At 70.9% G+C, this 24,947-nt stretch carries 22 protein-coding genes and 2 tRNA genes; 17 read left to right on the forward strand and 7 right to left on the reverse strand.

Features of this window, described 5'->3' with window-relative positions:
- Positions 1–3: 3 nt before the first annotated feature.
- Positions 4–873, reverse strand: coding sequence for an acyl-CoA thioesterase II (locus SJY14_RS06900; RefSeq protein ID WP_043597010.1), 870 nt, complete (start codon positions 871–873; stop codon positions 4–6).
- Positions 874–894: 21 nt separating this feature from the next.
- On the opposite strand from SJY14_RS06900, the gene SJY14_RS06905 reads away from it, so the two are divergent.
- Positions 895–1,566 carry a hypothetical protein gene (locus SJY14_RS06905; protein ID WP_071256652.1) on the forward strand — a complete coding sequence of 224 codons (672 nt, stop codon included), beginning with the start codon at positions 895–897 and terminating at the stop codon, positions 1,564–1,566.
- Between the two features lie 37 nt (positions 1,567–1,603).
- Here the strand turns inward: SJY14_RS06905 and SJY14_RS06910 are convergent, their stop codons facing one another.
- The 3 genes from SJY14_RS06910 to pepN form a co-directional block, all read right to left on the reverse strand.
- Positions 1,604–2,023, reverse strand: a complete 420-nt coding sequence (locus tag SJY14_RS06910) for a globin (protein ID WP_071256851.1) — start codon at positions 2,021–2,023, stop codon at positions 1,604–1,606.
- A 62-nt stretch (positions 2,024–2,085) separates the two neighbouring features.
- Positions 2,086–3,087, reverse strand: coding sequence for a mechanosensitive ion channel family protein (locus SJY14_RS06915; RefSeq protein WP_071256651.1), 1,002 nt, complete (start codon positions 3,085–3,087; stop codon positions 2,086–2,088).
- Between the two features lie 128 nt (positions 3,088–3,215).
- Positions 3,216–5,756 carry an aminopeptidase N gene (pepN, locus tag SJY14_RS06920; RefSeq protein WP_071256650.1) on the reverse strand — a complete coding sequence of 847 codons (2,541 nt, stop codon included), beginning with the start codon at positions 5,754–5,756 and terminating at the stop codon, positions 3,216–3,218.
- 91 nt (positions 5,757–5,847) lie between these two features.
- Between pepN and SJY14_RS06925 the strand changes: the two genes are divergently transcribed.
- The 12 genes from SJY14_RS06925 (at position 5,848) to SJY14_RS06980 (ending at position 19,114) form a co-directional block, all read left to right on the forward strand.
- On the forward strand, positions 5,848–6,474 hold the full coding sequence (locus tag SJY14_RS06925; RefSeq protein WP_071256649.1) for a DsbA family protein: 627 nt from the start codon (positions 5,848–5,850) through the stop codon (positions 6,472–6,474).
- A gap of 89 nt (positions 6,475–6,563) precedes the next feature.
- A complete protein-coding gene (locus SJY14_RS06930) occupies positions 6,564–7,049 on the forward strand; it encodes a ribose-5-phosphate isomerase (RefSeq protein ID WP_043597130.1) in 486 nt (161 codons plus the stop codon).
- Between the two features lie 107 nt (positions 7,050–7,156).
- Positions 7,157–8,131: an Fpg/Nei family DNA glycosylase gene (locus tag SJY14_RS06935; RefSeq protein ID WP_396600149.1), complete on the forward strand. Its 975-nt coding sequence runs from the start codon at positions 7,157–7,159 to the stop codon at positions 8,129–8,131.
- A 68-nt stretch (positions 8,132–8,199) separates the two neighbouring features.
- Entirely contained in the window at positions 8,200–8,823 is a 624-nt protein-coding gene (locus SJY14_RS06940) for an FMN-binding negative transcriptional regulator (protein WP_396600150.1), read from the forward strand.
- Entirely contained in the window at positions 8,820–10,328 is a 1,509-nt protein-coding gene (locus tag SJY14_RS06945) for an amidohydrolase (RefSeq protein WP_396600151.1), read from the forward strand. Before SJY14_RS06940 ends, SJY14_RS06945 begins: the two co-directional genes overlap by 4 nt.
- Positions 10,329–10,507: 179 nt before the next feature.
- A complete protein-coding gene (locus tag SJY14_RS06950; protein ID WP_071256645.1) occupies positions 10,508–12,103 on the forward strand; it encodes an ABC transporter substrate-binding protein in 1,596 nt (531 codons plus the stop codon).
- The gene (locus SJY14_RS06955) at positions 12,100–13,539 is read left to right on the forward strand and encodes a M14 family zinc carboxypeptidase (protein WP_396600152.1); all 1,440 of its coding nucleotides are present in this window, start codon (positions 12,100–12,102) and stop codon (positions 13,537–13,539) included. Before SJY14_RS06950 ends, SJY14_RS06955 begins: the two co-directional genes overlap by 4 nt.
- Positions 13,536–14,465, forward strand: coding sequence for an ABC transporter permease (locus tag SJY14_RS06960; protein ID WP_055973755.1), 930 nt, complete (start codon positions 13,536–13,538; stop codon positions 14,463–14,465). The genes SJY14_RS06955 and SJY14_RS06960 overlap by 4 nt, the downstream gene beginning before the upstream one ends.
- Positions 14,462–15,355, forward strand: a complete 894-nt coding sequence (locus tag SJY14_RS06965) for an ABC transporter permease (protein ID WP_071256643.1) — start codon at positions 14,462–14,464, stop codon at positions 15,353–15,355. The genes SJY14_RS06960 and SJY14_RS06965 overlap by 4 nt, the downstream gene beginning before the upstream one ends.
- Positions 15,356–15,375: 20 nt before the next feature.
- Positions 15,376–16,797 carry a serine hydrolase gene (locus tag SJY14_RS06970; RefSeq protein WP_255364283.1) on the forward strand — a complete coding sequence of 474 codons (1,422 nt, stop codon included), beginning with the start codon at positions 15,376–15,378 and terminating at the stop codon, positions 16,795–16,797.
- Positions 16,798–16,877: 80 nt separating this feature from the next.
- Positions 16,878–17,450 (forward strand): GbsR/MarR family transcriptional regulator, encoded by a 573-nt coding sequence (locus SJY14_RS06975; RefSeq protein WP_083396439.1) that lies wholly within the window; start codon positions 16,878–16,880, stop codon positions 17,448–17,450.
- On the forward strand, positions 17,447–19,114 hold the full coding sequence (locus tag SJY14_RS06980) for an ABC transporter ATP-binding protein (protein ID WP_396600153.1): 1,668 nt from the start codon (positions 17,447–17,449) through the stop codon (positions 19,112–19,114). The genes SJY14_RS06975 and SJY14_RS06980 overlap by 4 nt, the downstream gene beginning before the upstream one ends.
- Before the next feature lie 99 nt (positions 19,115–19,213).
- Here the strand turns inward: SJY14_RS06980 and SJY14_RS06985 are convergent, their stop codons facing one another.
- Positions 19,214–19,702 (reverse strand): Dps family protein, encoded by a 489-nt coding sequence (locus tag SJY14_RS06985; RefSeq protein ID WP_043597026.1) that lies wholly within the window; start codon positions 19,700–19,702, stop codon positions 19,214–19,216.
- 185 nt (positions 19,703–19,887) lie between these two features.
- On the opposite strand from SJY14_RS06985, the gene SJY14_RS06990 reads away from it, so the two are divergent.
- Entirely contained in the window at positions 19,888–21,411 is a 1,524-nt protein-coding gene (locus SJY14_RS06990) for a sensor histidine kinase (RefSeq protein WP_071256640.1), read from the forward strand.
- A gap of 29 nt (positions 21,412–21,440) precedes the next feature.
- Positions 21,441–22,109, forward strand: a complete 669-nt coding sequence (locus SJY14_RS06995; RefSeq protein WP_071256639.1) for a response regulator transcription factor — start codon at positions 21,441–21,443, stop codon at positions 22,107–22,109.
- A gap of 64 nt (positions 22,110–22,173) precedes the next feature.
- Here the strand turns inward: SJY14_RS06995 and SJY14_RS07000 are convergent, their stop codons facing one another.
- Both SJY14_RS07000 and SJY14_RS07005 read right to left on the reverse strand, forming a co-directional pair.
- Complete coding sequence (locus tag SJY14_RS07000; RefSeq protein ID WP_396600154.1) at positions 22,174–22,944, reverse strand: SGNH/GDSL hydrolase family protein; 771 nt, start codon at positions 22,942–22,944, stop codon at positions 22,174–22,176.
- Positions 22,945–23,224: 280 nt separating this feature from the next.
- A tRNA-Gly gene (locus SJY14_RS07005) sits at positions 23,225–23,295 on the reverse strand.
- Positions 23,296–23,447: 152 nt separating this feature from the next.
- Here SJY14_RS07005 and SJY14_RS07010 point away from each other — a divergent pair.
- Together SJY14_RS07010 and tig are read left to right on the forward strand one after the other, a co-directional pair.
- Positions 23,448–23,520, forward strand: a tRNA-Pro gene (locus SJY14_RS07010).
- A gap of 62 nt (positions 23,521–23,582) precedes the next feature.
- Positions 23,583–24,905 (forward strand): trigger factor, encoded by a 1,323-nt coding sequence (gene tig, locus SJY14_RS07015; RefSeq protein ID WP_043597032.1) that lies wholly within the window; start codon positions 23,583–23,585, stop codon positions 24,903–24,905.
- Positions 24,906–24,947: the final 42 nt, after the last annotated feature.

Consider the following 24,947-nt stretch of genomic DNA (forward strand, 5'->3'; position numbering starts at 1 on the left):
GGGTCAGCCTCGCGGCACCCGCACCATGCCCTCTTGCGCGACGCTGGCCACGAGCGTGCCCGCGCGGTCGTAGATGCGCCCGAGCGAGAGTCCGCGGCCACCGACCGCGTTGGGGCTCTCTTGCACGTACAGCAGCCACTCGTCGACTCGAGCGGGGCGGTGCCACCACATGGCGTGGTCGAGGCTCGCGACCTTGAGCCCGGGGGTGACGAACGCGACGCCGTGGCGGCGGTAGATCGGTTCGAGCAGGGTGTAGTCGCTGGCGTAGAGCAGCGCGGCGCGGTGCAGGTCGGCGTCGTCGGGCAGCGGGCCCGTGGCCTTGAGCCAGACGGCCTGGTGGGCGACGTGGTCGCCCTCGACGCTGAAGAACACGGGTGAGGGCACGTGACGCATGTCGAACGGGCGACGCGCCCACGACTGGGCGACGGGGTTGTCGACGGCCGACAACAGTTCGGCGTCGCTCGGGACGTCCTCGGGGTCGGGCAGCCCGGTGGGCATGTCGACCTGGTGGTCGAGCCCCTCGTCGGGGGTCTGGAAGGACGCGATCATCGAGAAGATCGGCACGCCGTCCTGCGAGGCCTGGGTGCGTCGGGTCGCGAACGAGCGGCCGTCGTGGATGCGGTCGACCGTGAAGGTGATGGGGATCGTGAGGTCGCCGGGCCGCAGGAAGTACGAGTGCAGCGAATGGACGTCGCGTCCGCCCCCGACGGTGCGCTGGGCGGCGACGAGGGCCTGTGCGGCGACCTGTCCGCCGAACACGCGACCGAGCGGCTCGGGCTGTGACCCCCCGGTGAAGACGTCCTGCCCGCCGACGTTGCCCGCCGGCGAGAGGTCGAGGGTGGACAGCAGGCTCTGCAGCGGATCGACGGTCACCCGATGTAGTTTAGGGGGCCGATGAACGACGCATTCACCCTCCCCGACTCCCTGTCCCTCAGCGATCTCGCGACCTATCTCGGGCGTGCCGGCCGGGTGGAGGACGGTTCGGTCCGGCTCATCGCCGGCTCGGGCGTCCTCGCCGTCTACGTCGCCGTCTTCTACCCGATGGGACTGCTCGACTCGAGCCCCACCGTGCTCGGCCTCCGCACCTTCCAGCTCGACGACCGACCCGAGTTCGACGCCGTGGTGCCGGTCCGGTCGCTGAAGGAGCGCCTCGTGCGCCTGCAGAACGACGTCGTCGACCCGACCGCGCCCGTCACCGTGTCCGTGCCCGCCACGGTCAACACGGTGACCTGGGCAGCCATCTCGCCGCCGCGGGGCGGTTGGGCGCGGCTCGAACCGATCGAGGCCGATCGCCTCCGCACGACGGCCGAGGCCGGCATCGCCCGCGTCGCCGAGGCGATCCCCACGGGCACCGGCGAGCAGATCGTGCACCGGGTGCGGGCCGATGTGTGGTCGGCACCCGTCGAGGGCGCCGAAGGAGTCCCCGCCGGCGCCGGCTTCGGTGCGCTCAGCCTGGGCTTCCTCGACGGCGAGGACGAGGTGACCGTCTTCGAAACCGGCACCTGGACGCGCCTCACGACGTCCAAGGGCCACGTCCTCGTCAAACGGCGGTCGTCCTTGCTCTGACGAGCGATCCGACGCCGAACGGTCCGGCGGCGAGCGGTCAGCGCTCGAACGTGTTGACCATGGCCTGGGCGGCACGGTCGAGGTAACCCCAGAGCATCGCGTCGTCGAGGGGCGCGAGTTCCAGTTCGTCGACGGCCACCCGCATGTGCTGCAGCCAGTGGTCACGTGCCTCGGGCGTCACCCGGAACGGCATGTGCCGCATGCGCAGGCGGGGGTGCCCCCGCTCCTCGCTGTACGTGGTGGGCCCACCCCAGTACTGCTCGAGGAACCCCGTCAAGCGCTGGATCGCGCCCTCGAGATCCGTCTCGGGATACATCGGCCAGAGCACCTCGTCGGTCCGGACGCCCTCGTAGAAGCGGCGGACCAGCTTCTCGAAGGTCGGCCTACCGCCGATCTGCTGCCAGAAGTTGCCCTGGACGGCATCGTCACCGAGACCCCGCCGGACGGTGACCGGCACGGCCGACGGCGGGGGAGTCACGGGCTGCGCACTGGACGGGCGCGGCGTCAGCGGGAGGTCGCTCACTTGCGCTTGCTCCGCGGCACGTGGGGCGTCGGCACCGTGCGCGGCGCCCGGGCACCCTGGACCGAGGAGGCGCTGTCGAAGCCGGTCAGGACGACGCTCGTCAACGAGGGCAGCACGATGTCCATGGCGTCCAGGGTCTTCTTGAGCCGTGACCGCAGCTCGCGGTCGACGTTGTCGCGGTCGGAGGACCGGGTCTTGGCGACGATGCGGATCACCACGTGCTCCTCGGCGATCGACTGGATGCCCCAGACCTCGGGCTGGTCGATGATGGCGCGCCTCCACTTGGGGATCGCCGCGAGCTCGTTGGCCGTGTTCAGCATGGCGTCCTGCACCTGGTCCACGTCGGCCGAGTACGGCACGGCGAGGTCGATGACCACGCGCGTCCAGCCCTGCGACATGTTGCCCACCCGCAGGATCTCGCCGTTGCGCACGAACCACAGCACGCCGTTGACGTCGCGCACCTGGGTGACCCTGATGCCCACCGCTTCGACGACACCGGCGGCGGGTCCGACGTCGACGACGTCCCCCACACCGAGCTGGTCCTCGGCGACCATGAAGATGCCGTTGAGCATGTCCTTCACGATGTTCTGGGCACCGAATGCGAGACCCGCCCCCACGACTCCGGCCGCGCTGACGATGGCGACGGCGTTGAAGTTGAGTTCGCCGAGGATCAACACGAGCGCGATGCCCGCGACGACGACCGTGACCACGTTGTTCAGCACGCTGCCGAGGGTCCGAGTGCGCTGCACGACGCGGACCGCCTGGAGCGGCGACGCCATGAGGGCCTGCGTGTCGTCGACGTTCTGCTTCCGCTTGATGCCGTTCACGACCTGGTCGACCACCCGACGGATGGTGAAGTGCAGGGCGACGCGCAACAGCACCGCGACGAGCAGGATCGCGGCGATCCGGATGGGAACTCGCCACATCGTCCAGAAGGCGTCCCAGTCGAAGGCGATCGGGGCGGCGGGGTCGGTGGCGGCAGCGAGAAGAACGTCCATATGAGCGACAAGTCAAGCATGCCCCCGCAACCCCACCCGGGAGGCGCCTGGACGCCGGAACGGCGGGCCCTGTGATAGGGCCCGCCGTCCGGGTCGGTCGTCGGGTCGCAGCGCGACCCGGGACGTGACTACTGCTGGTCGACCGCCTGCACCCGCAGGGCCCGCTCGACGCCCGCGACGCTCTCGCTCACGATGCGGCGCAGGGCCGGCGTCTCGGGGTTCGCCTCGAGCCACGCGTACGACGCGTCGACGAGCGCCTGGTCGGCGAGGCCGGCCGGGTACAGCCCCGAGACGAGGGTGTCGGCGATGTGGTAGCTGCGCGACTCCCAGATGCCGGTGAGCGACGAGAAGTAGCGCTCGACGAGGGGCTGCAGGATCGCCGGGTCGTTCGTGTGCTGGAACCCGAGGGTCGTCGCGCGGACGATGGCGTTGGGCTGTTCGGCGCTGTCGACGACCGACGCGAAGGCGGCGAGCTTGCCCTCGGTGGTCGCGATCGTCGCACGGGCCCGTGCGGCCGCCTGGGCGCCGTTCGCCGTGTTGTCCTCGGCGAGGGCGGCGTCGATCTCGGCATCGCCGGCACCGCCGACGAGCACGAGGCCCTCGAGCAGCTGCCAGCGCAGGTCGGTGTCGACGGTGAGGCCCTCGAGGGCGAGCGATCCGTCGAGCAGACCGGCCAGCGCCTCCTCGTGCGCCTCGGTGGACGCGATCGCGGCGAAGAAGGTGACGAACTGGAACTGTGCGTCCGACCCGGCCTCGGCACCTTGGGCCAGGGCCCAGAGGCCGTCGCCGACCTCGGTGATCGTGGAGGCGCGGCGTGCGGGGGCGACGTAGCTGCGGGCGGTCTGCAGCAGCTGCGAGAGCGTGGTGCGGATCGTCGTCGACTCGGTCTCGGTCGCGATGTTGTCGAGCACGAGTCGCACGTAGTCGGAGGCCGAGGTCTCGGCGTCGCGCGTCGCGTCCCAGACCGAGCCCCAGACGAGGGCGCGGGCCAGCGGGTTCGAGATCTTCGACAGGTGCGCGATCGCGGTGGCGAGCGACACCTCGTCGAGGCGGATCTTCGCGTAGGCGAGGTCGTCGTCGTTGATCAGCACGAGGTCGCCGCGGTTCAGGCCGACCAGTTCGGGCACCTCGGTGCGGGTGCCGTCGACGTCGATCTCGACGCGGTCGGTGCGCACCAGGGCGTCGCCCTGCAGGGCGTAGAGGCCGATGGCGAGGCGGTGCGGGCGGATGGTGGGGTAGTCGGCGGGTGCCTCCTGCAGCACGGCGAACGACGTGATGACGCCGTGCTCGTCGACCTCGAGCTCGGGACGCAGGGTGTTGACGCCCGCGGTCTCGAGCCAGAGCTTCGACCAGCTGGTCAGCTCGCGGCCCGAGGTCGCCTCGAGCTCCACGAGCAGGTCGCTCAACTCGGTGTTGGAGTGGTGGTGCTTCTTGAAGTAGGCGGCGACGCCGGCGTAGAAGGCGTCGATGCCGACCCAGGCGACGAGCTGCTTGAGGACCGACCCGCCCTTGGCGTAGGTGATGCCGTCGAAGTTGACCTGGACGTCCTCGAGGTCGGTGATCGTGGCGACGACGGGGTGGGTCGAGGGCAGCTGGTCCTGGCGGTAGGCCCAGCTCTTCTCCATCGCCTGGAAGGTGGTCCAGGCCTCGGTCCACTCGGTCGCCTCGGCGGTCGAGATGGTCGAGGCCCACTCGGCGAACGACTCGTTCAGCCAGAGGTCGTTCCACCACTTCATCGTGACGAGGTCGCCGAACCACATGTGGGCGAGCTCGTGCAGGATCGTGACGACGCGGCGCTCCTTGATGGCGTCGGTCACCTTGCTGCGGAAGACGTAGGTCTCGACGAAGGTGACGGCACCCGCGTTCTCCATGGCGCCGGCGTTGAACTCCGGCACGAAGAGCTGGTCGTACTTCTCGAAGGGGTACGCGTAGTCGAACTTCTCTTCGTAGTAGGCGAAGCCCTGACGGGTCTTCTCGAAGATGTAGTCGGCGTCGAGGTACTCCGTGAGCGAGCGACGCGTGAAGATGCCCAGCGGGATCGTGCGGCCGTCGGAGCTGGTGAGGTCGCTGCGGACGACGTCGTACGGGCCGGCGATGATCGCCGTGACGTAGCTCGAGAGCACGGGCGTGGGCGAGAACGTCCAGGTGCCGGTCTCGCCGTCGACGACGGGTTCGGGGGTGGTCTGGTTGCTGACGACCTGCCAGCGTGCGGGCGCGGTGACCGTGAACCGGAACGTCGCCTTGAGGTCGGGCTGCTCGAAGACCGCGAAGACGCGGCGGCTGTCGGGCACCTCGAACTGCGAGTAGAGGTAGACCTCGCCGTCGACCGGGTCGACGAAGCGGTGCAGGCCCTCGCCGGTGTTGGTGTACTCGGCGTCGGCGACGACCTCGAGCACGTTGTCGGCGGCCAGCTCGGCGAGCTGGATGCGGACGCCGTCGGAGACCGCGTCGACGTCGAGCGCGGTGCCGTTGAGCGTCACCGAGTGCACGGTGCGGGTGAGCGCGTCGATGAAGGTCGACGCACCGGGGGTGGCGGTGAAGCGCACGGTGGTCGAGCTGCCGAACACCTCGTCGCCGCGGGTCAGGTCGAGGGCGATCTCGTACGACTGCACGTCGACGACGTTCTTGCGCTCTTGCGCCTCGACGCGGGTGAGGTTCTCTCCGGGCACGCTGGCTCCATCCGTCTGGGGGGTGAGGGGGGACTCGTGGTCCGCTGAAAGCCTAGACCGGCTGTACGACGCCGGGGTGTTGACTGAGGGCATGACCGACACCCCCGCCCCCGCGTCCCACACCGTCGTCGACTTCTGGTTCGACCCCTCGTGCCCCTGGGCCTGGATGACCAGTCGCTGGGTCGACGAGGTCGCGCAGCACCGCGACCTCGACGTCACCTTCCACGTCATGAGCCTCGCGGTGCTCAACGAGGACGCCGACGTCAGCGACGAGTACAGGGCGAACTTCGCCCGCATGCTGCGCTACACGCGTCTCGTCACGGCCGCGGGCGAGCTCCACGGTCAGCAGATCGTCAAGCCGCTGTACGACGCCCTCGGCACCCGCATCCACCACGAGGGCGAGAAGGACGGCGACGTCGTCATCGCCGGGGCCGTGGCCGAGGTCGGGCTGCCCGCCGACTTCGCGCGGTACGCCGACGGCGACGAGTTCGACGAGCAGATGCGTGCCAGCCACTTCGACGGCATCGGCCGCGTCGGCCAGGACGTCGGCACCCCCGTGATCGCGGTCGACGGCGTGGCCTTCTTCGGCCCCGTCATCTCGCCCGCACCGAAGGGCGACGAGGCCGTTCGCCTCTGGGACGGCGTCGTCGCCGTGGCGTCGTACCCCGGGTTCTTCGAGATCAAGCGCTCTCGCACGGTCGGGCCGATCTTCGACTGAGGACCCGCGCCTCCTCGGATCCCGACGCGGACCACGAGGAGGCGCGGTGCCGGTCGGCCCCGTCGTGGCCCGGTTCTAGGATGGTCACCATGCGCATCCACGTGGCGACCGATCACGCCGGCCTCGACTTCAGCACGACCGTCATCCAGCACCTCACCGACGCAGGCCACGACGTGACCGACCACGGTCCGACGAGCTACGAGCCGCTCGACGACTACCCCTCGTTCTGCATCGCGGCGGCGCGGGCGACCGTGCGTGACCAGCGTGCCGGCCACGAGGCGCTCGGCGTCGTCTTCGGCGGCTCGGGCAACGGCGAGCAGATCGCCGCGAACAAGGTCGAGGGCGTCCGGGCGGCCCTGGTCTGGAACGACTCGACCGCGAAGCTCGCCCGTCAGCACAACGACGCCAACGTCATCGCGATCGGGGCACGTCAGCACACCGAGGCCGAGGCGCTCGCCTTCATCGACGCCTTCGTCGCCGAGCCGTTCAGCCACGACGAACGCCACGTGCGCCGCATCGCGCAGGTCGGCGAGTACGAGACCACGGGCGCGATCGCCGGTCACCCGGTCGACTGACGACGTAACGTCGAGAGCGGCAGGACCCCCACCGGGGCCTCGCCGCTCCGTCGTCTCCGCCGTCACGCGTGAGACCGTCACCATCGACCACCGAGAGAGGTGTCGCCGTGCCCGAAGGCCATTCCGTCCACCGCATCGCCAACCAGTTCGAGCAGAGCTTCGTCGGTCACCGCGTCGAGCTGAGCTCACCCCAGGGTCGGTTCGCCGACGGGGCGACCCTGCTCGACGGCGCCACGATGGTCGACGCGAAGGCCGTCGGCAAGCAGATGTTCCTCGAGTTCGACAACGGTCTGTGGTTGCACGTGCATCTCGGGCTCTACGGCGCGTGGGACTTCGCCGGCGACATCGCCACGGGCCATTCGATGGCCGAGTCGCGCACCCGTCGGGCGGCCACCCGCAAGGCCGAGAACGCTCCCGACGACGACGGCGAGGACTCCATGGCGAGCATCGGTGCCCCTCGCAGGACACGCGTGCGCATGGCCGAGCAGGAGAAGACCGAGGACGACATCGAGTCGTTCCCGCCCGAGCCCGTCGGGCAGGTGCGCGTGCGGTTGCTGACCGACACCGCCGTCGGCGACCTCCGTGGCCCGACGAAGTGCGAGGTCCTCGATGCGGCGGGTGTCGACCTGGCGATCTCGAAGCTCGGCCCCGACCCCCTGGTCGACTCGCCCAAGAAGGGCAGCGACCGCTTCGTCACGACCGTCCGCAAGAAGCGCACCCCGATCGGCCTGCTGTTGATGGACCAGAGCGTCGTCAGCGGCATCGGCAACATCTACCGCGCCGAGTTGCTGTTCCGGGCCCGGCTCGACCCGCACACGCCCGGCAACCAGGTGCCCGAAGAGGTGTTGCGGGCCCTCTACAAGGACTGGACGAAGCTGCTGAAGAGCGGCGTCGAGCTCGGCCAGATGATGACGATGGACGGCCTCACGAAGGCCCAGCACGCCAAGGCGCTCCGCAGCCGGGCCGACCGGCACTGGGTCTACCACCGCGAGGGCCTGCCGTGCCGCGTCTGCGGGACGAACATCGTGATGGAGGTGGCCGCGGGCCGCAAGCTGTACTGGTGCCCGACCGACCAGGTCTGACCGGGCCGCCGTGTTACGTGCGTGTCACAGCTTTCAGTCGTGGCTGAAACCTGTGACAGGGTGACACCATGCGGCACACCCCCACGTTCGTCCTGTCCGACGTCGACGAGGTCAAGCGGCTGGTCCGCGAGAACCCGTGGGCCACGATCGTCTCGCACACGGCGGCCGGGCTCGTCGCGTCGCACTACCCCGTCGTCCTCGAAGAGGACGCCACCGATCCCGAGGCGATCGTGCTCGTCAGCCACGTCGGACGCCCCGACGAGCGCTCGCACGAACTGGGCGAGCACGAGGTCCTGGTGATCGTCCAGGGCCCGCATGGCTACGTCTCGCCCGGCTGGTACCCGGCCGAGCAGATCATCCCCACCTGGAACCACGTGACGGCGCATCTCTGGGGCACGCCGGAGATCCTCTCCGACGACGAGAACTTCCGTGTGCTGGGTGAGCTCGTCGACCACTTCGAGCGCGTCATGCCCGAGCCGTCCACGCTCACCCTCGACGATGCGGGCTCGCGACGTGTCGCGAAGGGCACCGTCGGCATCCGCCTGCGCGTGACCCGATTCGACGCCCGCGCCAAGCTCAGTCAGAACAAGGCGCCCGAGGTCGTCGACCGCATCGTCGCCGAGCTCGAGCACGGCGAGCACTACGCGCAGCCGGCGCTCGCCGCCGAGATGCGCCGGGTGCGCGACCGATGACGGTCGGCGGCGGCACCCGGGCCGAGGAGGTGCGACGGACGCTGCTGAGGGACGTCCGCCTGGTCGGCGGCGGGCCCGCCCCCGTGGACGTCCTGCTCGACGGCGGCCGAGTCGTCGCCCTCGCGTCCGGTCTCGCCCCCGACGGTGCCGAGGTGGTCGACCTCGACGGCCGCTGGCTCGCCCCCGGCCTCTGGGACTCCCACGTCCACATGGACCAGTGGGCGCTGGTGCGCCGTCGGCTCGACCTGTCGCGGGCGCGGTCCGCCGCCGAGGCGGCCTCGATCGTGGGGGAGCGCCTGCGCGCCGAGCCGGTCGAGGCGGGTGGCACCCTCGTCGGCTACGGCTTCCAGGACGCACTCTGGCCCGACGGCCCGGGCCGTGCGCTGCTCGACTCGGTGGCCGGCGACGTGGCGGTTGTCCTGGTCAGCAACGATCTGCACTCCGTCTGGCTCGACTCGTCCGCCCTGGCCCGTCACGGTCACGCCGACCACCCGACCGGCCTGTTGCGCGAGCAGCCGGCCTTCGACGTCAGCGCCGCCGTGAGCGTCGTGCCGGACGAGCAGCTCGACGGGTGGGTCGCCGAGGCCGTCGACGCGGCCTCCGCGCGGGGGGTCGTCGGCGTCGTCGACCTCGAGATGACGCTGTCGCTCGACCGCTGGAGCCGGCGCGTGGCCGGCGGGACCCGCGGGCTGCGCATCCGTCCCGGGGTCTACCCGCGCGACCTCGACGCCGTCGTCGCCCGCGGGCTGCGCACCGGCGACGTGATCCCGGGCACCGACGGCCTCGTCACCATGGGACCGTTCAAGATCATCACCGACGGCTCCCTCGGCACGCGCACCGCGTGGTGCCACGACCCGTACCCCGGGCTCGAGGGCGACCCCGCGGCCCGGGGGGTGCGCATCTACGAGACCGACGAGCTCGTCGGGTGGCTGCGCAGCGCCTCCTCGGCGGGGTTCGTGCCGGCCGTGCACGCGATCGGCGACGCCGCGAACGCCCAGGCGCTCGACGCCCTCGAGCAGGTCGGCTGCGGCGGCAGCATCGAGCACGCGCAGTTGCTCGACGCGCGCGACGTCGACCGGTTCGCGCGCCTCGGCATCGTGGCCAGCGTGCAGCCCGAGCACGCCATGGACGACCGCGACGTGGCCGACCGGCTTTGGGCCGGCCGGACCGACCGCGCCTACGCGTTCGAGAGCCTGGTCGCCGCCGGCGTTCGGCTGCAGCTCGGCTCGGACGCGCCGGTGGCCCCGCTCGACCCCTGGGTGGCGATGGCCGCGGCGATCTCGCGGTCGCGCGACGGACGCGAGCCATGGCACCCCGAGCAGCGCCTGGTCGCCTCGGCGGCGCTCGCGGCCTCGACGGGCGGACGGGCGAGGGTGGAGGTCGACTCCGTCGCAGATCTCGTCGTCACCGAGGCCGACCCGCTCACCGCGACCGACGACGTCCTGCGCGCCCTCCCCGTCGTGGGCACGTTGCTGGCCGGTCGGTGGACCCACCGGACCCTCTGACCCCTGGCCCGGGTGTTTCCTCGATGTTTCGTGGCCATGAAGGTTTCAAAAAGTAGTGAAACTTTTGACGCCCAGGTCTTTCGCCGGGCGGCCACCCTCTTTAGCGTGGCGTCACACCGTCTCGTCACGGCATCGGAGTGCACCACCCGACCCGCCCCGCCCCGGGCGCTGGAGGACACATGAGAGCCACCCGTACGACCCTCGTCACCGCCGCCGCCACCGTCGTGGCCCTCACCCTCGGAGGCTGTGCCGCCGGAGGCGACAGCTCGTCCGCCGACGCGGGCGGCACCTTCGTCTACGCGACCGGAGAGCCGGACCACCTGACCCCCGGGCGTCAGACCGTCGCCTTCACCCAGGTGATGAGCCTGTTCGCTCCACTCGTCTCGGTCGACGCGGACAACGCGATCACCTACGTCCAGGCCGAGTCGGTCGAATCCGACGACAACGTGACCTGGACCATCACCCTGCGCGACGGCTGGACCTTCCAGGACGGCACCACCGTCACGGCCACGAGCTACGTCGACGCGTGGAACTACACGGCCGACGCCGCCAACGCCTTCGAGAACAGCGGCCAGCTCGCCGGCATCGTCGGCTACACCGACCTCAACCCTGCCGAGGGCGAGCCCACGGCGAGCACCATGAGCGGCCTCACCGTCGTCGACGACACGACCTTCACGGTCGAGCTGACGCACGCCGACAGCCAGTTCCCCCTGCAGATCAGCCAGGCCCAGACCGGCTTCTACCCGATGCCCGAGTCGGCGTACGACGACATGGACGCGTACGACCGCGAGCCCGTAGGCAACGGCCCCTTCGAGATGACCGAGCCCTGGGTGGACGACGCCGAGTTCACGGTAGAGAAGTACGCCGACTACCAGGGCGACGATGCCGCCCAGGTCGACAGCATCACCTACCGCAGCTACAGCGACCAGAACACCGCGTACACCGACGTGCTCGCGGGCAACGCCGACGTGCTGTTCCTCCCTGCATCCAAGATGACCTCGGCCGAGGCCGACTTCGGCGACCGGCTGTACTCGTTCGACGCCCCGGGCATCGACTACCTCGGCTTCCCGCTGACCGACGAGCGCTACTCGGACGTCCGCGTGCGACAGGCCATCTCGATGTCGATCGATCGCGACGCCGTGAACACCGCCATCTACGGCGGCCTCTACGAGCCGGCCACGGCCTTCACTCCGTCCGCCATGACGGGCACGCCGGACGGCCTCTGCGGAGAGTACTGCGAGTTCGACCCCGACGCGGCGAAGGCCCTGTTGGCCGAGGCCGGGGGCTTCGACGGCACCATGGAGATCGTCTACCCCGGCGGCAGCGGCGTCGACTCGCTCTTCGAGGCCTACGCGAACCAGATCCGCCAGAACCTCGGCATCGACGACGTCGTGGCCAAGCCGAGCACCGACTGGGCCGAGTACTACCAGGGGCTCGTCGATCGCACCACGGCCGGGCCGCACTTCGGCCACTGGGGTGCCCTCTACGTCAGCCAGCAGAACACGCTGCGGTCGCTGTTCACCGAGGCCGGCGGGTGCCACGACTGCACCTGGTACAGCTCGCCCGACGTCGACGCGCTGCTCGACGCGGCCGACCAGGCCGCGACGCCCGAGGCCGCTACCGAGGCCTACCGGGCCGTGCAGGAGCGGGTGCTCGAGGACTTCCCGGTCGCGCCCACTTTCTCCGACAAGTACTCCTACGTGACCAGCGAGAAGATCGCGACGCTGCCGCAGGCCGCGGGCAGCCCGATCGTGCAGGGGATCACCCTGCAGTGACGATCCACGACCGCGTCACCCGCACCTCCTCCGCCGTCGTCGGCTCGACGGACGACATCGTCCGTCGGGCCGGGGCGGTGCCGCCGCTCGACGGGTTCCCCACCCTCGACGACCTCTGGCGGCACTTCGCCCGCCTCGAGCGCGAGAACCCCGGTCTCGTCTCGAGTCGGCGGGTGGCGACGAGCCGCCTGGGCGAGCCGATCCATGCGTACTCCATCGGCTCGGGCTCGCGCGACCACCTCATCGTCGGCGGGGTCCACCCCAACGAGCCGATCGGGTCGTGGACGGCGATCCACCTCGCCGAGACGCTCTGCGCCGACGGCGACCTGCGGACTGCGCTCGACGCCACCTGGCACATCGTGCCGAGCATCGACCCCGACGGCGGCCGCCTCAACGAGGGCTGGTTCGCCGACCCGGGCGACCGGGGCCACTACGCACGGCGCTTCTACCGGCCGGCACCCGACGAGCAGGTCGAGTGGACCTTCCCGACCTCGTACAAGGACGCCTACTTCGACCGCGTGATGCCCGAGACGCTCGGGTTGATGCGCCTGATCGACGAGCTGCGGCCCGATCTCTACGTGAGCCTCCACAACGGCGAGATGGGCGGCGTCTACTACTACCTGAGCCGCCCCGTGCCCGAGTTGACCGAGGTGTTGCACGCGGTGCCCGCGTCCTTCGGGCTGCCGCTCGACACGGGCGAGCCCGAGTCGCCGTTCCTCGAGCGGTACGCGCCGGCGGTGTTCGGCACCGGCACGATCGCCGACGCCTACGACTACCTCGAGTCGCTCGGGGTGGACCCCGCGCTCGAGATCGCCGGCTCGTCGTCGAGCGAGTACGCGAGCCGACACGGCACCCTCGGGGTCGTGGCCGAGCTGCCCTACTGGAAGCACCCCGACGCCGACGACGGGTCGCCGACCGACGAGTCGTACGCCGACCTCTTGCGGCGGACGGGCGGTGAGATGACCGCCACGGGGGAGGCGCTCGTCGACCTCCTCGCGCGGGCGGAGCCCCTCCTCACGTTCGAGTCGCCCTTCCTGCGGGCCTCGCGCGCCTTCGTCCCGATGCTCGTCCGCATGGGGGCCGTCGACCGTGCGCGGGCCGCGAGCCCGGAGTCCGCCCGTCCCGCCACCGTCGCCGAGCGCTTCTCGTGCGAGGACCTCGTGCACTGCTTCCGGCTGCGCTACGGCGGCATGCTCCTGCGTGCGGTCGAGGCCGAGGCGGTCGCCGGCACGGCGACGGCGCCCCTGCGTCGCCTGGTCGACGAGACCGCGGTGCTCTACGCCGCCTGGCAGGCCGAGGCAGCAGCCGCCGACCGGGCCGAGGTCATCCCGATCTCGAGCCTGGTGGGCGTCCAGTACGGCGCCGTGCTGGCGGCCGCGGCCCACCTCGCGGCCGGGGACACCGCCGGGAACGCGACCGGGCCGGCCCCGCGATGAAGACCGTCCTGGCCGTGGTCGAGCGCGTCGGCGGCCTCGCCGTCGTCTTCGTCGGCGTGACCTTCGTGATCTACGTCATGGTCTTCGCCCTGCCCGGCGACCCGATCAGGGCGCTCGGCGGGGACCGTCCGCTCAGCGACGCGGTCGTCCGCGCCCTGCGCGCCGAGTACCACCTCGACGAGCCGCTCTGGCAGCAGTACACGCGCTACATCGGCGGGCTCTTCCGGGGCGACTTCGGCACGACCTTCACCGGGCAGTCGGTCGCCGACCAGATGGCCAGCCGGTGGCCGGTCACCGTCACGCTCGCCCTGTCGGCCTGGCTGCTCGAGATCGTCGTGGGCATCGGCCTCGGCGTGGTGTCGGCGCTGAAGCGCGGCACGCTGGTCGACCGGACCATCCTCGGCGGCACCATCGTCGCCAGCGCGATCCCGGTCTTCGTGGTGGGCGTGACGCTGCAGCTCGTCTTCGCGGTCCGGCTCGACTGGTTCCCCGTCGCCGGCGTGACGACCGGGTGGCCGACGGCCTACGTGCTGCCCGCCATCGTGATCGCGCTTTTCGGCCTGGCCTCGGTGTCGCGCCTGACCCGCGCCTCCGTGCTCGAGAACCTGAGCTCGGACTACGTCCGGACGGCTCGGGCCAAGGGGCTCACGCCGCGGCGGGTCATCGGGGTGCACGTGATGCGCAACTCGTTGATCCCGACCGCGACCTTCCTCGCGACCGACCTCGGCTACCTGCTCGGCGGCACGGTCATCATCGAGGGCATCTTCAACCTGCCGGGTGTCGGCAACCTGCTCTTCGGGGCCATCCGCAGCCACGAGGGCGCCACGGTGGTCGGCATCTCGACCGCGCTGATCCTCGTCTTCCTCGTCACCAGCCTCCTGGTCGACGCGATCCATGCCCTGCTCGACCCGAGAGTGCGCCGATGACCGAGAGCTTCACCACCCCCGTCGCCCCGTCCCTCGCCGACGGTCGTCGTCACCCCTTGAGGCGTGCCGTCCGGCGTCCGGGGTTCTTCGTGCCGGCCGCCGTGATCGCCGTGCTGGCCCTGATCGCGATCTTCCCCGGTCCCTTCGCCGGCCTGTTCGGTCACGGCGACCCGCGCGTCTGCGACCTCAACCTCAGCGGTGCCGACCCGACGGGCGGTCACCCCTTCGGGTTCGACCTGCAGGGCTGCGACGTCTACGCCAACGTGATCCACGGCACCCGCGCCTCCTTGTCCGTCGGCCTGCTGACCACGGTGCTCTCGATGGTCGTGGCGATCGTCGTGGGCACGATCGCCGGCCTGTACGGCGGCATCGTCGACGCGGCCCTGTCGCGCCTGACCGACGTCTTCCTCGGCTTCCCCCTGCTGCTGGGCGCCGTCGTGGTGCTCAACAGTGCCGGTGAGCGGTCCGTGCTGACGGTCTCGCTGGTGCTCGCCCTGTTCGGCTGGCCGACGATGGCGCGCCTCGTCCGGGGCTCGGTGCGCTCGGTGCGGCAGGCGGACTTCGTGCTCGCCGCGCGCACCATGGGCCTCTCGACCTGGCGAATCGTGACGCGCTACGTGCTGCCGAGCTCGCTCTCGCCGGTCTTCGTCGTCGCGACCATCACGGTCGGCGGCGTGATCGTCGCCGAGAGCTCGTTGACCTATCTGGGCATCGGCCTCGAGGCTCCCGCCATCTCGTGGGGCCTGCAGCTCTCGAGCGCGTCGAGCCAGTTCCAGAACGCACCGCACCTGCTCGTCTTCCCGGCGCTGTTCCTGGCCGTGACCGTGCTCAGCATCATCAGCCTCGGCGACACCCTGCGTGCCGCCCTCGACCCCCGCCGCCAGCAATGACGCCCCCCACCGGAGGACCCGTGACCCCCTCGACCGCCACCCCCGCCCTCACCGCGCAGCAGGTCACCGACCTGCGGTCCGCCCTGCCCTACGTCGACGGGTGGCTGGCCTATCGCCGCTGGCGCGAGCGGGTCCCCGGGGTGCAGACCGCGGTCTGGTTCGACGGAGGCCTACAGCTGTCGTCCGCCCACGGCCTGGCGGACGAGGAGGCGCGGGTCCCGCTGACCACGGAGCACCTGTTCCGCATCGCCTCGCACTCGAAGACCTTCACCGCCACGGCCGTCCTGCAGCTCGTCGAGCGGGGAGCCCTCCGACTCGACGACCCCGTGGGGACGTTCGTGCCGCGGCTGGCCGAGTCGGGGTCGTCACTGGCCGACGCCACCGTCCGCGAGCTGCTCGAGCACGGTGCCGGGGTCGTCCGGGACGGCCTCGACGGCGACTACTGGCAGCACGGCCGTCCGTTCCCCGACGAGGACGAGCTGCTCGACATGCTGCTCGACCACGGCGACAAGGCGCCCGCGGGGTCCGCCTTCAACTACAGCAACCTCGGGTACTCGCTGCTCGGCCTGGTCATCGCGGCGGCGTCCGGTCGGTCGTACGGCGAGTTCGTGACCGAGTCGATCGTCGACCGCCTCGGCCTCACCCACACGGGGCCCGAGTGGGACGACGCACGCGCCGCCGAGTACGCGGCGGGCCACAGCGGCCGCCACGTGTCGCAGACCCGGGTGAGGCTCGACCACGTCGACACGCGGGCCATGGCGGCAGCGACGGGTTTCTACGGCACGGCCTCCGACCTGGTCCGCTACGCCTCTGCGCACTTCGACGGCGACGAGCGCCTGCTGAGCGAGCACAGCAAGCGGCTCGCCCAACGGGAGGCCTGGCAGTCCGACGCGTCGCAGCCGGCCTCGGCGCACTACGGACTCGGGTTCGTGATCGACCGCGTCGGCGGGCACCGCGTGGTCGGGCACTCCGGCGGGTACCCCGGACACATCACCCGCACGCTCTTCGATCCCTCCATCGGGCTGGCCGTCTCGGTCCTCACCAACGCCGTCGACGGACCCGCCACCTCCCTCTCGTCGGGCGTGCTGCGCCTGCTCGACCTGGCTCGGGAGGCGGCCCCCGCCGGGTTGGCGACCCGCGCCTCCTCGTCCGGTGTCGACCCGGCTCGGTTCACCGGCCGGTTCGCGGGCGAGTTCGGCATCGTCGACGTCGCCCTGCTGGGCGAGAACCTGGTCGCGCTGCACCCCGGTACCCCCGATCCCGTCGACGGGCTCGACCGCCTGCGGGTGACCGGGCCCCGCGAGGTGCTCATCGCGCAGGGCAACGGCTTCGGGTCGGTGGGCGAGACCATGCGCTACGAGTTCGACGGCGACGGCCGGGTCACGCTGCTGCGCGGCTCCGGAGGCATGAGCATGCGCCCGGTGACGGAGCTCGACGGATGACGACGTCCGCGACCGTCGATCTAGGCTGGCGGCGAAGCGCCCGCCCTGCCGAGACGGGACCCCACGGATCGAGAGAACGCATGCCGAGCGACGACGCCACGACCGCCACGACCGTCACCCCCGTCGGCGACGCCGCCCGCCGCGAGTTCGTCGAACAGTTCGCCGTCATGTGGGAGATGGCCGGTTCGGCCCTGATGGACGGGCGCATCCTCGGCTACCTGATGATGATGCGCGAGCCCTTCGTCTCGTCGGCCGACCTGGGCTCGGCCCTCAGCGCCAGCGCCGGCTCCGTCTCGATGTCGACGCGACGCCTGGTCGACTCGGGGTTCATCAAGAGGCACGTCGTGCCCGGCGACCGCAGCCACTACTTCCGGGCCGAGGACGACATCTGGGGCAGCTGGCTCGCGGGCGAGCGCCGCTACCTCGACCGGCAGCGCATCACGATCGAGCAGGGACTCTCGGTGCTCGACCCCGCGAACGGACAGGACGAGGAGGTGCGGCGCCGATTGGTCAACGGCCGCGATTACATGGCCTGGATCTCGCAGTACCACCGCAAGATGCTCGCCGATTGGGAGGCCTTCAAGGCCGACCGCGACCAGACGGCCCCGGAGGCCGAGCCCACGCCGCCCGACCCGAACCAGGAGCCCCGATGACCGACCCGCTGCTGAGCGTCCGCGACCTCACCATCCGCTTCGACGTCGACGGGGTCGACCAGGTCGCCGTCCAGGGGGCCTCGTTCGACGTGCGCCGCGGGGAGGTGCTCGCCGTGGTGGGCGAGTCCGGCTCGGGCAAGAGCGTCAGCGCCATGTCGGTGCTGGGTCTGCTGCCCGCCAACGCCACCGTCGGCGGGTCGATCGTGTTCGACGGCGACGAACTGGTTGGGCGGCCCGAGAGCGCCGTGCGCCACCTGAGGGGCGAGCGGATCGCCATGATTTTCCAGGACCCCTCGGCGGCCCTCAACCCCGTCTTCACGGTCGGGTTCCAGATCGAGGAGGCCGTGCGGCGGCACGACCCCACCGTGAGCCGGGCGGCCGTGCGGGCCCGCGCGGTCGAGCTGCTGGCGAGCGTCGAGATCCCTGAGCCCGAGGAGCGGCTGAGGTCCTTCCCGCACCAGCTCTCGGGCGGCCAGTGCCAGCGGATCATGATCGCGATGGCCCTGGCCTCCGACCCGGCCCTGCTGATCGCTGACGAGCCCACGACCGCCCTCGACGTGACGGTGCAGGCCGAGGTGCTCGACGTGCTCCGCCGCCTCCAGCGCGGCTCGGGCACCAGCATCCTGCTGATCACGCACGACATGGGGGTGGTGGCCGACCTCGCCGACCGCGTCGTCGTGATGCGCTCGGGCGAGGTCGTCGAGACGAACGACGTCGGACCCCTGTTCGCCGCCCCGGCGGCCGACTACACGCGCGACCTGCTCGACGCCGTGCCCCGGGTGGGCGACCGGGTCGCGGTCGAGCCGCGTCCGGCCGACGCGGCGACGCCCGATGCGGAGGTGACGGGCGAGGCAGTCCCGGCGCTCGCCGTGCACGACCTCGTCGTCGAGTACGGCAACCGCCTCGTGGGCCGGTTCCGCGCCGTCGACGCGGTGAGCTTCGAGGTCGCCCGTGGTGAGATCCTGGGCCTGGTCGGCGAGTCGGGCAGTGGCAAGACGACGATCGGGCGGGCGGCGATCGGCCTGGCTCCGATCTCGGCGGGGAGCGTGCAGGCGACGGGGGTCGACCTGAGCACGGCCCGACGACGCGAGATCGCCGCCATGCGTGAGCGGGTCGCCGTCGTCTTCCAGAACCCGACGACGTCGCTCAACCCGAGGTACAGCATCGCCCAGACGGTCGCCGAGCCGCTGCAGGTGCGGCGGCGCCTCCGCGGCTCCGAACTGACCGACCGGGTCGACGCCCTGCTGGCCGACGTCGGGTTGGGTGGCGCGTGGCGGGAGCGGTACCCGCACGAGTTGTCCGGCGGGCAACGTCAGCGCGTGGCGATCGCCCGAGCGGTGGCGCTCGACCCCGAGCTGCTCATCGCCGACGAGCCGACGAGCGCTCTCGACGTCTCGGTGCAGGCCCGGGTGCTGGACGTCTTCCGCTCGCTGCAGAGCCGGCTGGGCTTCGCCTGCCTGTTCATCAGTCACGACCTCGCCGTCGTCGACTCGCTCTGCGACCGGATCGCCGTCCTGCGCTCCGGCCGCCTCGTCGAGATCGGCGACCGCAGCGAGATCCTGACCTCACCCTCGGACGACTACACCCGCCGCCTGATCGCCTCGGCACCGGTGCCCGACCCGGTCGAGCAGCGCCGACGTCGTGAGGAGCGCCTGAGCGCCTGAGCGCCTGAGCGTCTGACGGGTCGGCGCCGCGAGGCCGCTGCACGGCGAAGGCCGCCACCCCGGGCGGGGTGGCGGCCTTCGTCTGTCCGGTGAGGAGGGTCAGCCGGCGACGTGCGCGGCGAGGAACCAGCGGTCCTTCTCGAGGCCACGCGAGATCTCGATGGCGACGTCCTGGCTCGAGGCGTCGAGCTCACCGAGCTCGTCGATCGCCTCCCGGACGGCGACGAGGGACGCGTCGATCTGGGCGACCAGCTCGGCGATCGTCACGTCGATCTGGTTGAAGCCGGGGGAGGTCGGGGGGATGACCGTCTTGGCGGCGACGGTCTCGATGCGTCCGTCGACCGGCAGGCCGAGGGCGACGACGCGCTCGGCGGCGAGGTCGGCCCATTCGCGGGCGTGGTCGACGACCACGTCGATGAGTTCGTGGACGGCGACGAACGCGATGCCGCGCACGTGCCAGTGGGCCTGCTTGCCGTTGACCGACAGGGCCGTCATGTCGGTGACGATCTGGCTGAGGAACTGGGCGACGCCGGCGGCGACGTCGGGGTCGACGGAACCCTGGGGGACGGTGCGGGTGATGTCGGTCATGACGTGGTCCTTTCCTAGACGATGGAGGCAACGCTAGACGTCTGGGAGAATTCCGCAAGCAAGCTGAGGCTCGGCTCACCTAGGCCAGCCTCACCTCACCCGGCTCGCAAGGGGGGATAACCCCACCGGCGTTCCGGGCGCTGGCACCATGGGGTGGACGCCCCGCTCGGACCAGGCTCGAAGGCATGATCCAGGAGACCACCATCACCGCCGCGAACCCCTACCTCTCACCGCCGTCCCGCCCCGGCGGCTACCGACGACGCTGGCGCGAGCTGCCCCGCGAACTCGGCTACGTCGCGCTCTCGGCCGTCCTCGTCGTCATCGTGACGGTGGCCGCCGCGTTGTTCCTGCACACGGTCAGCGGGTCGAGCGACTCGCTCTTCACCCTCGTCTTCCTGGCGGTCGTCGTCTTCGGCGCGCTCTGGATCGCCCGGTGGTTCGGCACCTTCGAGGTGCTCCGCCTGGGCTGGGCCAGCGACCGTCCGATCCGACCCGTCGACTGGACGCCGAACACCGAGTGGGGCCGGTCGACGAACCGCTTCGTGCGGGCCGTCTCGGTCTTCGCCAACCCGCACTACTGGCTCTACCTGCTCTACGGCGTCGTGGTCTTCCCGATCGTGGCGGGCTTCACGACCTTCGTCCTCGTGGGCCTGCTGGCCGGCCCGGTGCTCGCGGTCCTGGGGGTCGTGCTCGTCTTCCAGGCGCTGCCGCCGTTCGACACCTTCAACTGGGCGTCCGCGATCGGCAACGGCGGAGGCGCGGTGCTCGTCGTCCTCGCACTGGCCCTCCTCGCCGGCGTCGTGCTGGTCTACCCCTACGTCGTCCACGGCTTCGTGGTCATGCACCAGGCGATCGCCGCCGTCATGCTCGGCGGGTTCCGCAGCGAGCAGCTCGAGGTCGAGCTCGCCGACCGCGAGATCTCGCGGACGGCTGCCCTGTCCGCCGAGGGCACGGCCCTCCGACGGCTCGAGCGCGACATCCACGACGGCCCGCAGCAGCGCCTCGTCCGCCTGCAAATGGACCTCGCCGCGGCCTCCCGCGCCGTCGACACCGACCCCGAGAAGAGCAAGACCCTCATCGAGGAGGCGCGGGTGCAGTCTCGCGAGGCCCTCGAGGAGCTGCGCGCCCTGTCCCGCGGTTTCGCGCCTCCGTTGCTCTTGGACCGCGGCCTCGTCGCCGCCCTCGAGTCGCTCGTCGACCGCTCGGTGGTTCCGACGACGATGCTCAACCGGGTGCCCGCGCACGTCGTGATCCCGAGCGACATCGAGCGCAACGCGTACTTCATCGCGTCCGAACTGGTGACGAACACGGGCAAGCACGCCGAAGCGGCCAGCGCCGACCTGGTGCTGCGCACGCGACAGGCTCCCGACGGCATCGGCACGCTGCTCGAGCTCGTCGTGACCGACGACGGGCGCGGCGGCGCCGGCCTGCGCGACGGCCACGGTCTCGCCGGGGTGCAGGAGCGCCTCGTGGGACTCGGCGGCTTCCTCGACATCAGCAGCCCGCAGGGCGGGCCGACCATCGTCACGGTGAGCATCCCGATGACGATCGAGGTGCCGAGCAACCCGACGCTGCCACTGCCGACCGAGCCGCTGCCGCCGTTCTCGTCGACGGCCGTGACCGAGCCGCTGCCCGACGCGGCGCTGCCCGACGGCACGCTGCCCGACGGGCCGCTCGACCCGCCGGCCGGGCCGCCCGCGCGCCCGTGATCGGTGGGCCGCGCCCGTAGTCTGGACGCGTGAGTCTCGAGAGCCCCTCCCGTCAGCCCCTCCGTGTCGTCGTCGCCGACGACTCGGTCCTGCTGCGAGAGGGGCTCGTTCGACTGCTCGACGAGATCGGGGTCGAGGTCGTCGGGGCGTACGGCGACGCCGACTCGTTGCTGGCCGACCTCGAACAGGTCCGTCCCGACATCGCCGTGCTCGACGTCCGCATGCCGCCCACGCACACCGACGAGGGCGTCCGGGCCGCGATCGAGGCGCGACGCCGTCGGCCCGACCTCGGCATCCTGCTGCTGTCGCAGTACGTCGAGGTGGCCTACGCCCGCGACCTGCTCGAAGCGGGCTCGGGCGGGGTCGGCTACCTGCTCAAGGACCGCATCGCTTCGTTCGACGAGTTCCGTGACGCGCTCGGCCGGGTGTCCGACGGCGGGACGGTCCTCGACCCGCAGGTGGTCTCGCAGTTGCTGGGACGCCGCAGCGATCCGCTCGCCGCGCTCACGCCGCGTGAGCGAGAGGTGCTGACGCTGATGGCCGAGGGGCGCACGAACGCCGCCATCGCGGCCGAGCTGGTCATCGGCACGGGTGCGGTCGAGAAGAACGTCACCTCGATCTTCCAGAAGCTCCTGCTCGAGGACAGCGGCACCGACCATCGTCGGGTGCTGGCGGTGCTCGCCTTCCTGCAGCACTGACTCGGCTCGTCCCCGGTTCGGCGGAGTTCCCGCGACCGGCTGCCGGACCGTCCGACGGATGTCGTCAGCTGGTGGTGCCCGGAGCGGCGTCGGCCGGGTCGGCGGGGGAGTCCGCCTGCGGGGCGACGGCCCGCGGGCCCGCCACGTCGAGGACGGCGTCACGCAACGCATGGCCGAGGGCTTCGTAACCGGCCGTCGTGGGATGGATGCCGTCGACGGTCGTGCCGGCGGCGAAGACGTCGCCCGCCCGGGCGAAGCCCCAGGGATCGGTGAAGGTCCAGCCCTTGTCGGCGACGTAGCGCTCGAGTTGCCCCTCGTACCGCGCCGCGGCCCGGGGTGCACGGTCGTAGGGCGGGATCGCGGCCACGACGACGTGCTCCGGCCGGATCGTGTCGACGATCGCGTCGTAGGACGCGGCGGACTCGGCGAAGGTCAGCCCGAGGCGCACGTCGTTCGTGCCGGACATCAGCACGAGGACGTCGACGTCGTCGACCGGCCGCACCGCAGCGGCCTGCTCCTGCACCGTCGAACCGCCCTTGGCGTAGCCGCCCACGTAGTCGACGCCGTTGCCCTGGGCGTAGGTCATCCAGGTGTCGGCGGTGAGTCCTTCGCTGAGCAGGCGGCCACCGCCGGCGGTCAACGAGTCGCCGACGATCGCGACCCGCACGCCTCCTGAGCTCGGAGCGACGGCCACGCCGGGTGCGGCGGCGGCCTGGACCGACGTGCCGGACCCGGAGGCGCTGGTCGCGTCGGTCGGAGGGGCGGCGCACCCGGCCGCGAGGGTGGCCACGACCGCGCCGACCAGCGCGACCCGTGCGAACGTCGCGCGTCTCATGTGGCCATCTTGGGTCACGTCGCGCCAGGAAAAATCATCCGCCAGCAGGACTTCCCCCCGAGTCGCCCGAGAGACGCCTGAACGGCGCCGACGCCTGCGTGCAGGCTGCGGAGAAGATCTCATCCGAGGCGCCCACCTACGCCGGACGCCTGCGTGCAAGGTGCAGAGAAGATTTCATTGAGGGCGCCTACCGGCGCCGACGCCTGCGTGCAAGGTGCGGAGAAGATTTCATTCGAGGCGCCCACCGGCGCCGGACGCCGGAGGCGTCGAACAAACACAGAGGGGATGACGGGAATCGAACCCGCGTGATCAGTTTGGAAGACTGAGGCTCTACCATTGAGCTACATCCCCGTGAGCGGCCTGGCCGCACGGGTGAGACCAGCATAAGGCATCCGACGAGGTCGCTCAGTCACGGGCCCTCGGCGTCGGCTAGACTCGACGCGGTCTTCACGTACCCGACCTCAACGGGGCTCACGCGTGATGGCCGGTTCCAGGCTGATACACGGGGCGTAGCGTAGTGGCTAGCGCGTCCGTTTTGGGGGCGGAAGATCGCAGGTTCGAGTCCTGTCGCCCCGACGATCGTCTACCTGCTGTCTCGGATGTGAGTTCAGCGCCACCAACACAGGAGAAGCCCCACATTGGTCCAGACCACGGTTGAGAAGCTCAGCCCCACGCGCGTCAAGCTCAACATCGTCGTCACCCCCGACGAACTCAAGCCCAGCGTCACGCACGCCTACGGTCACATCGCCGAGTCGGTCAACATCCCCGGGTTCCGCAAGGGCAAGGTGCCGCCGCCCATCATCGACCAGCGTGTCGGTCGTGAAGAGGTGCTCAACCACGCCGTCAGCGAGAGCCTCGACAAGTTCTACCGCGAGGCCGTGACCGAGACCGAGATCCGCGTTCTCGGTCGTCCCGAGGCCGACGTCGTCGAGTGGCCGAACGTCAAGGACTTCTCGGGTGACCTGAAGATCGCCGTCGAGGTCGACGTGCGTCCCGACTTCGACCTGCCCGAGTACGACGGCCTCGAGCTGACGGTCGACACGGTCGACATCACCGACGACGAGATCGCCGAAGAGCTGACGAACCTGCGTACCCGCTTCGGCACGCTGGTCACCGTCGACCGCCCCGCCACCACGGGTGACTTCGCGCAGATCGACCTGACGGCGACCATCGGCGACGACGTCGTCGACACCGCCAAGGGCATCTCCTACGAGCTCGGCTCGGGCGAGCTGATCGAGGGCATCGACGAGGCCCTCGAGTCGCTCACCGCGGGCGAGAGCACCACCTTCGAGTCGAAGCTGCTCGGCGGCGACCGCGAGGGCGAGACCGCCCTCATCGCCGTCGACGTCACGGCCGTCAAAGAGCGCGAGCTGCCCGAGGCCGACGACGACTTCGCCCAGATCGCCAGCCAGTTCGACACCATCGACGAGCTCAAGGGTGACCTGAAAGAGCAGCTGGCCAAGTCGAAGACCTTCGGTCAGGGTGCCCAGGCACGCGACCAGGTCGTCGAGAAGCTGCTCGAGGCCGTCGAGATCCCCGTCCCCGAGAAGCTCGTCGAGGACGAGGTCCACCGTCACCTCGAGCAGGAGAACCGCCTCGAGGACGACGAGCACCGCGCCGAGGTGAAAGAGAGCAGCGAGAAGGCCTTCCGCAACCAGATCCTCCTCGACGCCATCGCCGAGAAAGAGGCCGTCAAGGTCGAGCAGGACGAACTGACGCAGTACCTCATCCAGGGTGCGGCCCAGTACGGCATGGAGCCCGGCGAGTTCATCAAGGTCCTCGACCAGAACGGCCAGATCCCCGCCATGGTCGGCGAGGTCGCTCGCAGCAAGGCCCTCGCGGTCGTGCTCAGCAAGGCCAAGGTCGTCGACGGCAAGGGCGACTCGGTCGACCTGTCCGCCTTCACCGCGACCGCGGGCGTCGGCGGCGACGACGACCACGCGGGTCACGACCACGCGTAAGCAGCAGGGGCGGGTCGGCTGACCCGTCACGTCGAGAGGGCC

It is taken from the genome of Frigoribacterium sp. R86507, from assembly GCF_044597695.1.
Lineage (GTDB): Bacteria > Actinomycetota > Actinomycetes > Actinomycetales > Microbacteriaceae > Frigoribacterium.